We start from the raw sequence: 15,384 nt of genomic DNA on the forward strand, positions 1-15,384 counted from the left end.
CCGAGATGCTTGACCACTCCTGGCAGAAGTCGTCCTACTGCGGGCAGGGCGAATCCTGCCTGCACGTCGCCGCCTCCGCCCCCGCAAAAACGATCCACCTCACCGAGAGCGGCGACCCCCGCGGGGCGATACTCGGGGCTTCCCCCGATGCCTTCGGGGCGTTGCTCGGGGCGATCAAGGGCGGACGGAGCCGGCATGGCGCATGAGCGTGATCTGCGGTTTCGGGTGGTCACCCGGGTTCAGCGGTATCTGGTGAACCCCGTGACCCGGCGGCTGCCGTTCCACACGCTCGTGGAGACCACCGGGCGGACCTCCGGGCTGCCCCGGCGGACGCCGGTCGGGGGGCGGCGGGTCGGGCGGGAGTTCTGGTTCGTGTCCGAGTACGGGGTGAAGTCGCAGTACGTGCGGAACATCCAGGCCGACCCGCGGGTCCGCGTCCGCGTCGGCGGGCGGTGGCACCACGGCACCGCCCAGTTGTTGCCGAGCGACGACCCCCGCGCCCGGCTGAGAACCCTGCCCCGCATGAACAGCACGGCCGTCCGTCTCTTCGGGTCGGACCTGCTGACCGTGCGGGTCGATCTGACCGACAGGCCCTAGGACAGGGCCCGTTGGGAGGGGGCGGCCGCGGGCCCTGGGCCTCCCCCGGTCCGTAACCCCGGCAGCCGCGGACGCCCCCGCCCTCGATAGTGGTCCCACCCATGTCGTCACGCTGCCCCCCAGTCCGGTTGTTTACCGGCTGGGACGGCTGAAATACGGCTGAAAGCACCTCACGGACCCCCGGCCGACGCCAGTATGTGGGGCGAACGGGATCCGGGGAGGCGCGCGTGACGGTGAGCGGGACGCAGGGGAGTACCGGAGAGGGAACAGGGGGAGCCGAGGGAGGCCTGTTCGGCCGGGCCGTCGCGCTCAGTCAGGAGTGGGCCGCCGTCGCCAGAGGGCCAGGCACGGAGTCCGAGACCACAGGCATCCCACCCCGACCCGACCCCGTCGCGACCGACCGCATGCTGCGGGAGCTGGCCGAGGCCGAGCCGGCCGTCGGGGAACGGGACCGCGAAGCCCTGCGGATGGCACGCGGGAGCCTGCTGGGGTTGCGCTATCTGGCAGGCGGGGCCGCGGAACCCGCCGAGGAGCGGGCCGAGGCGATCTCACTGCTTCAGGAGGCCCGGGCGGCGGTGCCCGTCACGGAGCGGGAGATCCGCTCACATGAAGCCGTACTCCGTTTGCTGGTAAGGCTGTTGATGCCGAACCTTCCGGCCCTCGGGGGGCCCGGGCAGGTCCGGCAGGACTACACCGAGATGATGAAGGTCGGGGCCGCCTACTTCACGCCCGGCGGGCACATGCGGGACGACCTCGCCGAGGTCGGGACGCTGCTGGAGGAACTCGCCGAGACGGCCGACCCCGCGACCCGCCCGGAGCTTGAGCGCTGGACCGAGCACATGCGGCAGCTGAACGGCACGACCGGCGACCGGGCCTCGATGCTCGAACTGGCAGCCCGGATAGAGACGTTCGGGACGATGCCACCCCACCTCGCGCCGCTCATGGGCGCCGTCATGGAGCTCCTCAAGACGGTGCCCGAGGACCACGCCACCACCACGCCCGCTTCCACGCCCACCTCCTCGTCCCCGTCCGAACCCGCCACCGCACCTGCCGCCCCCGACCTCGTCGCGCAGGACTCGGACGAGTTGCTGCCCGTCATGGAGCTGATGGCGCCCGGACTCCTCGACCGGGACGAGTTCGAGCAGGCGGCCTCGGACCTGCCGCGCGACACCTGGCAGGATCAGATCACCGCCGGTCTGATCAGCATGAGCATCGGCCTGCGCGACGGCGACGCGGAACGTCTGGTCGAGGCGGGCGAGCCGCTGCTGGAGGCGTTCCGCGACGAGGACGTCCCCTCCGGGGTGTCCCCCGTCCTGCTCGCCGGCCTGCTGTCGGGCTCCGCCCTGATCGGCGGCAACCGCGAGGACACGGCGGGCATGTACCAGCTGCTCTCCGAGAACTTCGGCCGCGGAGACGTCGTACGGAACGTGCCGCCGGGGCCGATGGGCAAGGAACTCGCGGACGCCGGACGGGTCCTGCTGCTGCATCAGCGCGTGAGCGAGGCGGACGACGACGACCTCGACACGTTCGACGACATCGCCGAACTCCTGCTGGACATGCGCCGGGAGCTGACCGACAACGACAGTTCGGCGGCGCTCGTCCTGTTCACCCTGGGGGCGCTGCAACTGCGCCGGGCCACGGCCATCGGGCGTGCGGGCAGGGCGGTGGGGCCGCCGATGCGGCGGGCCCTGATGTATCTGCGGGAGGCACAGGAACATCCCGGGACGCCGATCGCCCTGCGCGGCTTCATGACGTCCGCCGGAACCATGATCAGCGCGTTGGAACAGTACGTGGACCCGTCCTCCAGGACCATCCTGGCGGAGATCGAACGGGTCCGCGGCTCCCTCGGCGGTCCGGCCGTCTTCGCCGACCAGGACATCAGGACCCGGCTCGGCATGGCCGTCGCCCTCAGCGTCGAGCACGAGCGCCACCACGACCCGGCCGCACTCGACTCGGCGCTGCGCGAACTGGAGGCCGCCCGCGCCGCGATCACCGAGCGCACCGGCTGCGGCACCGCTCAGGAGGTGTACCGGCACCTGGCCCAGGTCCTTCGGCTGCGCGGCGCGCCCGGCGACACCCTGCGGGCGCTGGAGGCGACCGAACGGCTGCTGGAGAAGGTCGCCGAGGACGTGCTGTTGCAGGTCGGCGCCGAGGACGGGCTCACGGCGGCCCGGGTCGCCGCCGACTGGGGTGTCGCGGCGGCCCGCTGGGCGGCGGAGGCGGGCGACGCCGCCACCGCGCTGCGGGTCCTGGAGGCCGGGCGCGCGCTGGTGCTCCGGGCGGTCGCGGCCTCCGCCGGGGTGCCGGAACAGTTGGCGGCGCACGGCCACGACGAACTCGCCGCGCAGTGGCGCGAGGCGGCACGCTCCGGCGAGTCCCGCCGTGCCGCCCCCGGCGGCCCCGGCCAGACCGCGGACACGCTCATCCCCAGCACGCTGCGCCGCCGTGCCCTGAGCGCCCTGCGCCGGCGGACGGCATCGGACGGAACACCGAACGGACCGGACACAGCAGACGCACCGCACGAACCCTCTGAACCGGAGTGGAGTCACGTCGCCGACACTGCCCGGCGCGTCGGCGTGGACGCGGTCGTGCACCTTCTCGTGGGGGACGGCGACGGGCCGGGGTGGGCGCTGGTCGTACGGCCCGGCGCGGCACCCCTTCCGCTGGCGCTGCCCGGGTTGGCCTCGGCGGAACGCGGCCCGCTGGAGCGGTACCTCGACGCGGCCCGCGACCGTTCCCTGCTCACCTCGCCCGGTGTCTCCGTCGCGACGGCGGGGCGCGCCGAAGCGGTCGCGGCCTGGGAGACGGCGTTGGAGGAGCTGTGCGACTGGGCGGGAGCGGCCGTGATGGGGCCGGTCCTCGACGTCGTACGGCCGGGGCGGTCCGCGCGGCCCGAGGACCCGGCCCGGCTGGTGCTGCTGCCCGCCGGGAACCTCGGATCCGTGCCCTGGCACGCGGCGCGGCTCGGCGGGCCCGCCGGATCCGTGCGGGAGCGGCCCGTGTACGCGGTCGACCACGCCGTCATCAGCTATGCGGCGTCGGGGGCCGAGTTCCTGCGGGCGGCCGCGCGCCCTCGGCTGCCCGTGTCCGCCGACCCCGTCCTGGTGGCGGACCCCCGGGCCACCCTGCCGTACGCGGAACACGAGATCGACGGGCTGCGGACGTCCTTCTACCCGGACGCCCGCTGCTACGGCTACTTCGTGCGCAACCTGTGGGACGTCGACGGCACCCCCGACGAACTGCTGCCGCTGCTGCCCGGTGGTACGGCCGACCGGCCCGCCGGGCTCGTCCAGCTCAGCGTGCACGGGTTCGCCGGGGGCCGGCCCACCGTCTCGGGGCTCCTGCTGTACGCGCCCCGCCGCCGTACGGAGCACGACGCGACCGACGCGGACGACGGGACCGACGGGACCGGGAAGAGGGCGAGGGACGGGGACGATCCGGGGGTCCTCACCGTACGGCGGCTGCTCGGGGCGTACGGCCGCGACGACCCGGGCGCGGCCGGGCCGCTGGTGGTGCTCAGCGCCTGTGAGACGGACCTCAGCTCCCGCGACCACGACGAGGCACTCACCCTCACCACCGCCTTCGTGTCGCGCGGGGCCGCGGACGTGATCGGCTCCAAGTGGGGTCTGGACGACGCCAGCGCGGCCGTGCTGATGTACGTCGTCCACCACTTCCTCGCCGAGGGTGCGGACCCCGCGCAGGCGCTGCGCAGTACCCAGTTGTGGGCGCTCGATCCCGCCACCCGCCCCCTGCTTCCCGGCCTCCCCGGACCACTGGCCGCCCGTGTCAGCCACGGCTCGCGGCTGCCCGTGGCGGCCTGGGCCCCCTTCATCCACCAAGGCAATCCCGCACCCGCCCAGGGCCACGCCCCCACCCGGGCCGGCCGACCCGGAGGGAACACCGTTGAACACCGATGAGCTGCTGGCTCTGCTCGTCCGCCACCGCGAGGAACTCAGGCAGTGGCTCGACGACGACCAGTACCGCACCTTCCTGACCATGCTGGAGCGGCTGCGCGAGGCCGGCGCCGACCCCGAGCGGGTCGGCATGGCCGCCATGGCCGTCGTCCGCTCGCTGTGGCCCGTGCCCGACGAGGCGGGCGATCTGGCCCGGGCGCTGCACAAGTACGGGCGTTCGGTCGCCGTGACCGCCGCCGTGCCGTCCCGGGAGGCGGTGCTCGCGGCCCTGGAGGCGCTGTACGCGGCACCTTCGTCGGCACCGCCCGAACCGCGACATGAACCGGACCCCGTACCCGAACCGGACCTCGTGGCCGCCGTCGTCGCGGCCGCGAAGCAGCGGTTGCTCGCCGAGCCCTCGCGTGCCGCGGCGCCCGTCGGAAGCCCGGCAGCCGGGTCGGGCCCTGCCGACGTCATCGTGCTGACCGACCCCGAGGCCGGTCCCCGCAGCCCCGAGTTCCAGTTCGATCCGGGCACCGGACGACCGCGGGACATCGTCGTACGCGTCAACCGGATCCTCCTCGCCGACCGCGACCCGTGGGGCGCCGCCGACTGGTGGCTGGGCGGCAACTCCTGGCTGGGCGACCGCCCCGCCGCGCTGATCGGACAGGTGCCGGACGACCGGCTGGCGGACGCCGCCCAGGCACTCGTGGAGGAAGGCCGATGACGCGGCAGCTTCCCCCGGAGGTCGCCATGGCGCCCCGGGCCACGGTCCTTCCGGCCGGCACCACGCTGTGGCGCTGTCACCACAGCGGCTACCCGGCGACCGGCTTCAAGGAGGTCGAGGCGCACACCCTGTTCGGCGGCAGCCGCTTCGACTGCACGGCCGAGGACCCCTACCCCTACCTGTACGCCACCCTCGAACCCACCACCGCCCTGGCGGAAGTGCTGCTGAGGTCCATGGACTTCGACCCGGTGCTGGGCAGCAGGATCGTGCCGTGGGCACAGGCGAGCCGCTACACGCTGACGCGGATCGTCACCACGGCCGACCTCACGCTCGTCTCGCTGCGGGTCGAGGAGGACCTGGCAGCCGTGTGCCAGGACAGCTGGCTGCTCGACTCCGAACCCGACGCCTACCCCCAGACCCGCTACTGGGCCCAGGAGCTGCGGCGGCAGGCGAAGGACGCGCAGGGGCTGCTCTGGCAGTCGCGGCGGCACCGGCCGCGCGCGGCGGTGGTGCTGTTCGGGGACCGGTGCGGCGACGAGCCGTTCGCCGACGGTACGGCGGATGCGGTGGACTCGGTCGACGCGGTGGATGCGGTGGACACGGTGGCCTGTTACGACCTCTCCACGCCCGTCGGCCTGGCCGAGGCGAACCGGCTGCTGGCTCCGCTGCGCGCCGTGATCATGCCGCGGCAGGACTGAGTCAGCAGGACCGAGGAGGACGGGTCACGTGTCGGGCTCGACCGTCAGCAGCGTGAACGCGAAATGCCGGCCGAGCCCCACGACGTCCCCGTCGCGCAGGGGGACGCGGGCGCCCCGCCCGATCCGCTCGCCGTTGACGTACGTGCCGTTCGTCGTGCCGCCGGAGTGCTCCGTCAGCCACACCGAGCCGTCGGACTCCAGCTCGACGATCGCGTGGCGGCGGGAGACTCCCCTGCCCTTGTCGCCGGAGAGGTCGACCGCCAGAGCCTGACCCCAGACCGGATGGCGGCCCAACTGAAGCGGGGGTCCCGCGCCGAAGCGGCGGTCGATCGACGCCCCCGGGCTGATCAGCCGCATGTGCCGGGTCGACTCCTGGCACTCCGGGCAGGCCGCCGACCCGGCGGGCACGTCCTCCTTGCAGGACCAGCAGGGGCGGGACGGGGGTACGGGTGGCGGAGGGGCCGGGGGCGGAGGAGCGGGCGGCGCGGGGGCCCACTCCTCCCTCTCCTCCGTCTCCTCCATGTCGTCGAACTCGGGCAGGTCCCCGTCGTCCGCGAGCCCCTTGTCCACATGGCGCGGCGTACCGCCCGGGGCACCGTCGGGGCTCACGGGGCGGACCCCTTCCGCAGGGGCACCGCCCCGTCCGCCGACGCGTACAGTTCCAGTTCGACCCCGCCGTCCTCGTGGACCGTGACCTTCGAGACGGTGACCGTCGTGCCCTCGTCCAGGGTTCCGAGGTCGAACACGCCACGTGCCAGCGGGTTGATGAGGTGGGTCTCCAGTTTCATGCCGATGCCCCGGCCGCCGTTGCGCAGGTTCTCGGTACAGGCGTCGGCGAGGACCTTCTCGGCCTCGGGCAGCACACGCAGCCGCAGACCGCCCTGGCGTTCCATATGGGCGACGATGTTGCGCAGCTGCCCCTTGAAGATGAGCTGGGCGGTCGCCTCCCCGATGTACTGGAAGACCACGACGTTGCCGCCGAGCCGGTTCAGCAGCTCCGGCCGCTGCAGGGTGTGCTCGAAATGGTGGCGTACGTTGCCGAGGATCTCCTGCTCGAACGCCGCACGCTCCTCGGGCGTCTCGGGCAGGCGGCCGTCCCGGGGCAGCGCGGACGGCCGGTCGCTCCCCGCCGGCGGGGCCACCGGGCGGCCGTCCGGGCCGGACGGGCCGTGGACGCCCAGGTTGGAGGTGAAGATGAGGACGCACTCGCTGAAGTACGTCGTGACACCCTGGCCGTCCGTCAGCCGGCCGTCCTCCAGGACCTGGAGGAACTTGTCGAGGACACCCCGGTCGGCCTTCTCGATCTCGTCGAAGAGCACGACCCGGAACGGGTCCTCCCGCACCGCGCGGGTCAGCTCGCCGCCCGCCTCGTAGCCGACGTAGCCGGGTGGCGCGCCCACCAGCCGGTCCGCCGAGTGCGGTGCCGAGAACTCGCTCATGTCGAAGCGCAGACAGGCGTCCTCCGAGCCGAACAAGGTGGTGGCCACGGCCTTCGCCAGCTCCGTCTTGCCGGTGCCGGTCGGCCCCGCGAAGAACAGCACACCGCGCGGCCGGTGCACGCTGGCCGCGGACGCCTGCGCGCCGGACAGCCCGAGCGCGGCCCGCTTCAGCACGTCCAGGGTCTGGGTCACCGCCTTCTCCTGGCCCAGTACCCGCTCGCCGATGGCGGCCTCACCGTCCCTGATGCTGTCGGCGACCGCGCCGCCCGTCCACGGGTTGCGGCTGACGCCCAACTCGTAGATCCGCACGGCCTGTTCCATCCGGTCGAACGTGATCTTCGAGGCGCGGGCCAGCCGCATGCTCTCCCGCATGGCCCGCAGGGTGAGCCCGGTGGCCGCTCGCGCGAACCGCTCGACCTCCTCCCCCGTCGGATCCTCCCGGACGTCCCGGCACACCAGAGGACCCACGTCCAGCCCGGTGACCGTCTCGGGCACGCCGGCCTGCTCGGCGAGCAGCCCCGCCATCCGGCGGCGCTGGCCGAGGTCCGGCGCGGGAACACCGATGCTGCGTACCCGTACACCGCTCGTGACCAGCCATGCGGGCAGGTCCCGTTCGCCGTCCGCGAGCCAGATGACCGGGTTGAACAGGGCGCGGCCCGACTTGGGGCGGACGAAGGGCCGCGCCTCCTCAGCGATCTTCAGGCACCGCAGGAAGAACGTCCGCTCCTCGTCGCTGAGCTGGTTGACCTGGGTGGGGATCCGCGAGGCGTAGTCGACGATCAGTGCGGCGTGCAGCGGCTGCTGGTAGTCCTCGTAGCGCGGGTTGTCCTGCCCCGGTCCTGGCCGCTCGCCGGCCCAGCCCCGCGTGAACGACTCCAGGACCTTGGCCATCCGCTCGGTGTCCGGTTCCTCGGGACGGCCCGGCAACTTGCGGGTGTTGTGCTGCAGCAGCGTGTTCATGCTGTCCGCGTCGCTGCTGTGGACGACGCTGAATCCCTCCACCGCGTCGTACCGCAGCAGGCTGTTGTACCCGGCGCGCCGCAGCGGATCCCACAGCAGGTCCTCCAGGCGCAGGGCCCGGAAGCGGCGGCTGCCGTCGGTGAGGTCGTCGGCGACCACGTAGTCGTCACGGATGTTGCCGTGCAGCACGTACTGGGAGTGGACGCTGAGGGTGTGGACCAGCTCCGCCGCGAAGGGCGGCTGGGTGGTCCGGGCCACGCGCAGCGAATCGAGTGGGGAGCCAAGGGGAGAGCTATGGGACAAGGGTCGGTCCTCCGGAGATGCGGGAAGAGTCTGTCGGGCGGTCAGTTGCCGTCACGCTGCCGGTACTTGGGCTCCCGGCCCGGGCGGCGGCGGGCCCGGCCCGCCTGTCCGGCCCTTGCCGCGGGGCGCGTCCCCTCCCCGGTCGCGCCGGTGCGGAAGGCGTCGGTCAGGCCCGGCGCGGGCTCGCCCGTCAGGACCCCGCTCTCGCTCCAGGAGAACTCCGCCCGTACGCCCTCCGCCTCACTCAGCGGGCCGAGGTCGTCGACGTACCGGGAGCTCTCCGCGCACCGCTCGGCGTCCCGTGCCTGCTGCTGCCGTACGACGTCGGGGTCGGCGGCCTCCTCGGGGGTGAGCGGGCGGCGCATGGTGAGCACCCGGGCCTGGCCGGAGGCGTTGAGCCGCACCCGTAGCCAGTACTCGCCGCCCCAGGCCGCGGGCGCGAAGTCCCAGTGCTCGGTGTCGGCCCTGGCGTGCACCGACCCCTCCCCCCACTGCTCGCTCGCCCGGCGGAGCGCCGCCACCAGGTACGCCCGGTGCAGCACGGCGGAACGGACCGCGAGGGCCTGCTCGACGAGCCGCCCGTCCGCCGTCGACGCGGGCACCCCGTCCCGCAGGACACGCTCCAGTACGTCGACGGCGGCGGGCGCCTGCGGCAGGGGGTCGACGCCCTCCGGCGCGGGTGCCTGGAGTGCCGCCAGGCGCAGCGCGGCGTCCCGGCGGGCCTCCTCGGAGCGGCGGGCGCGGACCGACTCGTTGTGCGCGATGATCGCGGCCTCGTCGAGGTAGCGCCGTACCGCCGTGGGCCGTCCGGTCACCGCGCGCCGGGCCTCCAGTAGGCAGTCGTCGATCAGTTCCCGGCTCTCGGAGGTGAACGACAGCGGCAGACCGGCCAGTAGCCGGGCGCCCTCGTCCAGGACGTCCTCCTCGGTGAGAGCGGCGGCCGGGGGCGTGTCCGGGGCGGCCTCGGATCCAGGAGCCTCGGTTCCAGGGGCCGCGCCGCCCTCGGCGTACTCCCTCAGCACCCGGCGGCGCTCCTCGCGCAGCCGGTCGTACCAGTCGGCGCGCTCCGGGTCCTCCGTGTGCTGGAAGGGCAGCCGCGCGGTGGCCCGGGAGGCGCGCTGGGCCTCCACCCTGCGCACCGCCCGCTCGGTTTCGGCCAGCCGCTTCCACAGCAGGTCGAGCGGGACGCCGACCGGCTGCACCGGGGCGGGCGGCGGCCCGTCGCCGGGGCCCGCGGGGCCGAGGCCCAGCACGGTGATCCGGGCGTTCAGCCCGGCCGCCGCCTCCGCGGCCCGCCGCCAGCACTCGCTGCCCTCCTCCAACGACATCTGACGGTGCGCGAGGGCCTCCTGGTCGGCGGCGACCTTGTTGTTGAAGGCGGCGAGCGCCACGGTGCCGCGCACCGCCAGCCGGGCGACCAGCAGTGCCCCGCTGAGGTCGGCGAGGCCGAGGAGCGCGGGCACGACCATGTCGTGCACCTGGTCGGCGGCGGCCTGTACCGCGTGGTCGACGGTGTGTCCGAGGGCGTCGCCGGCGTGGGTGGCCGCGTCGGTCACATGACCGGACGCCGCGTCCGTCAGATCCTGGACGCCGGTGGTGTCCGGCATGGTCAGGCTCGCCACGTCGGGCTGGGCCGCCGCCGGCCCGAACCCGGACGCCGAGACGTCCGGGACCACGGCGTACAGATCGGTGCCGGCGTACGCAGTGCTCACGCCACTCCTCCAGAACGGGAATCAGATCGGGAATCAGGCCCGGAACCGGCTCGGGAACCGGACGGGGACAGGGCTGCGGCGTTCGCCCGGGCGGGCCTGCGCGCTCCGGGTACGCCGGTGAGGGGGTCGGCGGGCGGCGCCGCGAGCGGGTTGTTACGGCGGGCCTGAGCCCGGTAGCGGTGCCACGCCCTCGTCCGCAGGACCGCCGAGACCAGCAGCCCCAGCACGGTCGCCAGCGGCCAGATCCACACCGCGAGGACGAACGTGCCGACCACCACGCCCACGGCGACCGTCGCGGCCAGGAGCGCCCGCAGCCACTGCCGCCACCCCCGTACCGTGATCCGCGACGTCACCGGCAGTGCCCGGCGGGTGAGCTGGCCCATCACCGAATACCGCGGGTGGTACAGGTGACCGATGTACCACGCGGTCCAGCACTCGATGGCCAGCAGGGCCGCCAGCGACGGGACGCTCAGCAGCCAGGCCACGAGCACGGTGGTCTGCGGAGCCCTGGAGTACACGTCCGCCACGCCCACGACGAAGGCGTGCGGGAAGAACAGCAGGAGCGCGCCGCCGGCCGCCCGGCCCAGCATCACGGGCAGCTCCATCTGCCGCCGTACCAGCCGGTTGTGCAGCGAGTGGGTGTCCATGGCCACGAGCTGCCGGGCGTTCTCCAGGTCCAGCCGGATCCGCCGGGCCTGCTCCTGCGCCAGCGGCAGCAGCCGCAGCGTGAGCAGCAGCGGTACGGGATCGTCGGTGTCCTCGGCCAGGCGCAGGAACCAGGGCACCTGCGCGGGCAGGGCGCGCACTGCGTCCCGCAGTTCGATGCGCAGCGGCCTGGTGACCGCGGCCGGGTCGACGGCCAGTTGCAGGAGCTGGGCGAAGAGGGGCGGGTCCTCGGCGGTCGCGGCGCGCAGGCCCCCGCGGTCCTCGGAGAGTTCGGGTATCTCCGACAGCCGGGCGACGGCCACCCTCCACCTCTCGCCGTAGCGGTTCCACCGGTCGTCGACGTGTGCCAGCTCCGCTCCACCGCGCCAGGTGGCCAGCCGGGTCAGCAGCCGGTCGTCGCGGAGGTCCTTGAGGACGGAGACGCACTCCCGGTCCCCGGCCGCCGCCCGCCGTGCGAAGAGCAGCAGGTCGCCCATGCCCAGCGGGAGGTCGCGGTAGCGCGGCTCCTGCCGTGGAGCCAGCCAGTGGACCAGGTCGACCAGGGTCTCCGGCTTCGGCTTGCGCTTCAGTGCCTCCAGCAGGACGTCGAGGGCCTCGGCACGGTCGTCGTCCGCCGTGGGACGGAAGTGGCCGATCCACTCGCACAGCCGCTCGCGTTCCTTGCCCTTGGCCAGTCGGCGGACCATGGCCGCCCAGTCGGCGGCGAACTCCGCGCCCAGCTCCGACGGATGGGTGAAGGCCCGGCCCGCGTGCTCGAACCGCGGCGCGTCGGGAGGTGGCGCCGCCGGCTCCTCCCCCGTCGTACCGGAGCGCCGCCCGGGCCCTTCGCGTACGACCCGTGGGCTGAGGTCCGCCAGCCACTCCCCGACCTCCTTCGTTCCCCAGCGGTCCTCGTGACGGCGGGTCAGCAGGCCCTCGCACAGCAGGCGCAGGCGCCGGTCGCCGACGCCGGTGAGGTCGATGTCGCCGTCCTGGACCGCGTCCATGACCGAGGCCACCGCGCGATGCCGGACCGGATGCCGGCCCAGCGCGGCCTCGGCGACGACGATCCCGAGCGACCACCAGTCGTCCGCAGGTCGCACCGTCTGCACCTGCAGCTGCGCCTGCGGCGACACGTATCCGGGCGTTCCCGCCCAGCCGCCCCCCGCCTCACGCGGGAAACCGGTCAGGGAGATGCCGAAGTCGATCAGCACGACGCTGCCGGGCCGCCCGTACTCGGTGAGGACGAGGTTGGAGGGTTTCACGTCCCGGTGCACCACGCCCGCCTCGTGCAGCGTGGTCAGCGCACCGTGCAGCCGCACCACCAGCGCCCGGACGGCGTCGGAGGGCAGGGGCCCGCCGTGGCCGCGCAGATGGGTGGCGAGATCGGTGTTGCCGTGCGAGGGCAGCACATGGAACGGCGCCCCACGGTCCGTGCCCTCCTCCAGGACGTACGACAGCCCGGGGTGCAGGGACCGACGGGGCAGCCCGTCGTGAGGGGGCAGGGACAGGCGCCGGGTGACCTCCGGGTCGGGGGCCGCGTCGGGGTGGAACCACTTCACGATCCGCTCGGGTTCCGTCGCACCGGGATCCCGGCCCCGCACCCGGAACACGGCGGCCCGCAGTTCGGCGGACCGGCCCTCCTCCGCGACCCGGTGCACCGTCCGCTCCTCCTGCCGCGGCAACCGCTCACAGATCCGGAAACGGCCGGTCAGCGAGGGCGGGAGTTCGATCCGGGCGCCCCGCGGGTCGGGCGCGGCCATACCGCCGACGGAAGGATCGGGCTCGAAATAGGTGGGCGGAACGAAATCTCCGCCGTCGTCATCACACGGATCGACGGGATCGACCGGACCTACGGGAAAGGCCATGGAATTCACCTGCGCACGGAAAGGAAGGACCCGGTGATACCGGAGTGGGCGTACCGAAGGGAAGGCAGAGGTAAGGAAAAGCACCCTGCGATGAATTCGGGGAACCGGAAAAGATCACCCTGAAAGCGTGGCCCGGCACAGAAAGAGGCCTGAACCGGAAGAGTACCGGGATCCGCACATCGTGTACCGGGAAACGAGAAAATTCGTGGACCACATCGAAATCCCGGCACCATCCGCCCTGTGCTTGCCGAAGGCCGGGTGGCTGTGGTGCGGGCGCGGCTATGTTGACCGGCATGGATGGCATGAACCCTGATGGTCTGCCCGATCGCGCCGCCCTCGTACGCGAGTTGCGGCAGCTTCGCCGCGGGGGCCTGCCCGCGCTCCAGTCGCTGGTGCCCGAGGCGCTGCGCGCGGCCACGCTGCACGCCCGGTACGCAAGCGGCGAGGACGACCTGGCCGACGGAGCGGAGCGGCTGCTGCGCGCGGCGGCCGAACGGCTCGGCGCCGACGACCTGATAGGCCGCGCCGCCCAGCGCACGTTCGGACTGCTGCCCGGCCGCCGGGGCGACCCGGCGGCGGTCCGGCGCCGGGCGGCCGCCCAGGTGTACGGGGTGACCGACGAACGCTTCCGGCACAGCCAGGAACGCCAGGTCGTCGAGCAGCTCGCCGGGGCCGTGCTCGCCGAGGCCCGCGCGCCGGCCGCCGCCGACGCGCCGCGGGCGACGGCGCACGGCCCTCGGCCGGAGCGGGCCGCCGGGACACGGCCCGCCGTCGTACCGCACACCGGGCTGCCCGGACGGGCCGGGACCAGGCGGGTCACCGTCCACATCTCACCCATCGAACTGTTACGGGACATCGACGTCCTCGTCTCCTCCGAGAACGTCCATCTGGAGATGTCGAAGTCGTTCAGGCCCACCGTCTCCGGGGCGCTGCGCCGATCGGCCGTCACGGGCTGCGGTTCGGACGGGCCGGCCGCCGACGTCCTCGCCGACGAACTCGCCGCCTGGGTGCGGGCCCGACCCGGTGCGCTGCCCCTGCGGCCCGGCACGATCGTGCCCACCGGCCCGGGGGCCCTCGCCGAGCGCGGGGTGCGGCGCGTCTACCACGCGGCCCTGGCCGTCCCCGACGGCCTCGCCTACCACGTCGACCCCCAGCACATCGCCACCGCCGTGGCGGGCTGCTTCGCCCGGGGCCGCCAGGACCGCGCCGACGGACTGCCCGGCCTGCGCTCGATCTGCTTCCCCCTGCTGGGTGCGGGCCGTGGGGGCCTGAGCCGCCGGACCAGCGCGGAGTGGCTGCGCTGGGCCATCGAGGACGCCCTCACCGCGGACCCCGACTGGTCCGTCCACGTCGTCACCCGCTACCCGGAGGCGGCCGGCCTGTTCGAGGCGGTCCCGCCGGAGACCGCGCGGGAGTAGCGGGAGCAGGAGGCACGGGGCGCGCTCTCCGCTCCGTGCGGAAACTCTTCGTGCGGAGGCTCTTCGTGCGGTGGTCATGGACGCCAGCTCGGGTCCGTCAGGCGGATTCCGCCCGCCGCCAGACCCCGCTCCAGTCGGCGCAGCTCCCCCCGTGCCGGTACACCGTAGAAGCGCGCCCCGGCACCCGCGTCGTCCGCCCGCAGGCTCACACGGGGTCCCGGCGGGTAGGCGCGGGCGAGGTGCGGGGCGTAACGGCGGACGCCGAGGGGGGTGCGCGGCACGAGCCGTTGGTTGGCGGATCCCCGCCAGACCAGGTCCGTCGGTTCGGCGACGCGGAAGCGGCCCGTCACGACCGCGTCCGCGCCGTCCAGCGCCGCCCACGTCTCTTCCGGCAGCCGGCCGGGCACCTCGTCCGGCTCATGACCGGTGTAGACGAGAAGGTCGGGGAGGTCGGACAGATCGGGGAGATCGGGGAGATCGGGGAGATCGGGCAGGTCTGCGGGGGCCGCCGGGGGCCCTTCCCCCGCATCGCGACCGTCCCGTGCGTCACTCACATCCCACGCGTCACGTACGTCCCGTGTGTCGCTGCGCCGGTACCCGCGCGGCCACCGCGCTCGGCGGAGCCGGTCCGCGCCGAACAGCAGCGCGGCCAGTGCGGTGGGCTGGGCGAGCGGTTCGCCGCCGCTGACCGTCAGCCCGGCCGCTCCGAGGTCCAGCGCCCTCCCCCACAGCTCCAGCAGTTCACCCACGGTGGCGGTCCGACCGCCTGCCGCGTCCCAGGTGTGCCGGGACATACAGCCGGGACAGGCGAGCTCGCACCCCTGGAACCACACCCCCAGCCGCCGCCCGGGCCCGAGCGTCTCGACGGGGAAGTACCCGTCGGCGACCCGCACCGGCACGTCGGCCACTTCAGTCACTTTGACCATCTCGGCCACTTCGGCCACACGTCTCACTTCAGCCATACGCCCCCCAGTCATATGCCCACCCGCCAATTCCCGGCCCCGCCACGGAGATTCGAATATCCATTCGGACTCGCCCCAGGACAGGACGGAAGGGCAGCCTATTCCGCGTCGCGTCGAACTGGATCGGGTTCGAGAATTTTTCCAGGAACTCCTCACAAACCG

Annotated in this window: 11 protein-coding genes; 6 read left to right on the forward strand and 5 right to left on the reverse strand. The window is 73.7% G+C overall.

The annotated features are described in order from the left end of the window. Positions 1-5: 5 nt before the first annotated feature. The 5 genes from J8N05_RS03345 (at position 6) to J8N05_RS03365 (ending at position 5,915) form a co-directional block, all read left to right on the forward strand. Positions 6-206 (forward strand): DUF397 domain-containing protein, encoded by a 201-nt coding sequence (locus J8N05_RS03345; RefSeq protein WP_210880981.1) that lies wholly within the window; start codon positions 6-8, stop codon positions 204-206. Continuing rightward, positions 196-597 (forward strand): nitroreductase/quinone reductase family protein, encoded by a 402-nt coding sequence (locus tag J8N05_RS03350; RefSeq protein ID WP_210880982.1) that lies wholly within the window; start codon positions 196-198, stop codon positions 595-597. Before J8N05_RS03345 ends, J8N05_RS03350 begins: the two co-directional genes overlap by 11 nt. 227 nt (positions 598-824) lie before the next feature. Then, complete coding sequence (locus J8N05_RS03355; protein WP_210880983.1) at positions 825-4,514, forward strand: CHAT domain-containing protein; 3,690 nt, start codon at positions 825-827, stop codon at positions 4,512-4,514. Next, positions 4,501-5,217 carry a hypothetical protein gene (locus J8N05_RS03360; protein ID WP_210880984.1) on the forward strand — a complete coding sequence of 239 codons (717 nt, stop codon included), beginning with the start codon at positions 4,501-4,503 and terminating at the stop codon, positions 5,215-5,217. The genes J8N05_RS03355 and J8N05_RS03360 overlap by 14 nt, the downstream gene beginning before the upstream one ends. Further along, the gene (locus tag J8N05_RS03365) at positions 5,214-5,915 is read left to right on the forward strand and encodes an RES family NAD+ phosphorylase (protein WP_210880985.1); all 702 of its coding nucleotides are present in this window, start codon (positions 5,214-5,216) and stop codon (positions 5,913-5,915) included. Before J8N05_RS03360 ends, J8N05_RS03365 begins: the two co-directional genes overlap by 4 nt. A 24-nt stretch (positions 5,916-5,939) precedes the next feature. On the opposite strand, the gene J8N05_RS03370 is transcribed toward J8N05_RS03365, so the two are convergent. The 4 genes from J8N05_RS03370 to J8N05_RS03385 form a co-directional block, all read right to left on the reverse strand. Beyond that, positions 5,940-6,524, reverse strand: coding sequence for an FHA domain-containing protein (locus tag J8N05_RS03370; protein WP_210880986.1), 585 nt, complete (start codon positions 6,522-6,524; stop codon positions 5,940-5,942). Then, positions 6,521-8,572, reverse strand: coding sequence for an AAA family ATPase (locus J8N05_RS03375; RefSeq protein ID WP_282108141.1), 2,052 nt, complete (start codon positions 8,570-8,572; stop codon positions 6,521-6,523). The genes J8N05_RS03370 and J8N05_RS03375 overlap by 4 nt, the downstream gene beginning before the upstream one ends. An 86-nt stretch (positions 8,573-8,658) precedes the next feature. Further along, a complete protein-coding gene (locus J8N05_RS03380; RefSeq protein ID WP_210880987.1) occupies positions 8,659-10,329 on the reverse strand; it encodes a hypothetical protein in 1,671 nt (556 codons plus the stop codon). After that, positions 10,326-12,842, reverse strand: coding sequence for a serine/threonine protein kinase (locus J8N05_RS03385; RefSeq protein ID WP_210880988.1), 2,517 nt, complete (start codon positions 12,840-12,842; stop codon positions 10,326-10,328). Before J8N05_RS03385 ends, J8N05_RS03380 begins: the two co-directional genes overlap by 4 nt. A 293-nt stretch (positions 12,843-13,135) precedes the next feature. Here J8N05_RS03385 and J8N05_RS03390 point away from each other — a divergent pair, with 293 nt between their 5' ends. Further along, positions 13,136-14,260: a macro domain-containing protein gene (locus tag J8N05_RS03390; protein ID WP_247706127.1), complete on the forward strand. Its 1,125-nt coding sequence runs from the start codon at positions 13,136-13,138 to the stop codon at positions 14,258-14,260. Positions 14,261-14,334: 74 nt separating this feature from the next. On the opposite strand, the gene J8N05_RS03395 is transcribed toward J8N05_RS03390, so the two are convergent. Next, positions 14,335-15,168: a 4Fe-4S cluster-binding domain-containing protein gene (locus J8N05_RS03395; protein ID WP_407699883.1), complete on the reverse strand. Its 834-nt coding sequence runs from the start codon at positions 15,166-15,168 to the stop codon at positions 14,335-14,337. Positions 15,169-15,384: the final 216 nt, after the last annotated feature.

This window comes from Streptomyces liliiviolaceus (genome assembly GCF_018070025.1).
Lineage (GTDB): Bacteria > Actinomycetota > Actinomycetes > Streptomycetales > Streptomycetaceae > Streptomyces > Streptomyces liliiviolaceus.

Coding starts and splice junctions, on each gene's coding strand:
- J8N05_RS03345 (WP_210880981.1), top strand. CDS start 6: ATGCTTGACCACTCCTGGCAGAAGTCGTCCTACTGCGGGCAGGGCGAA.
- J8N05_RS03350 (WP_210880982.1), top strand. CDS start 196: ATGGCGCATGAGCGTGATCTGCGGTTTCGGGTGGTCACCCGGGTTCAG.
- J8N05_RS03365 (WP_210880985.1), top strand. CDS start 5,214: ATGACGCGGCAGCTTCCCCCGGAGGTCGCCATGGCGCCCCGGGCCACG.
- J8N05_RS03385 (WP_210880988.1), bottom strand. CDS start 12,842: ATGGCCTTTCCCGTAGGTCCGGTCGATCCCGTCGATCCGTGTGATGAC.
- J8N05_RS03390 (WP_247706127.1), top strand. CDS start 13,136: ATGGATGGCATGAACCCTGATGGTCTGCCCGATCGCGCCGCCCTCGTA.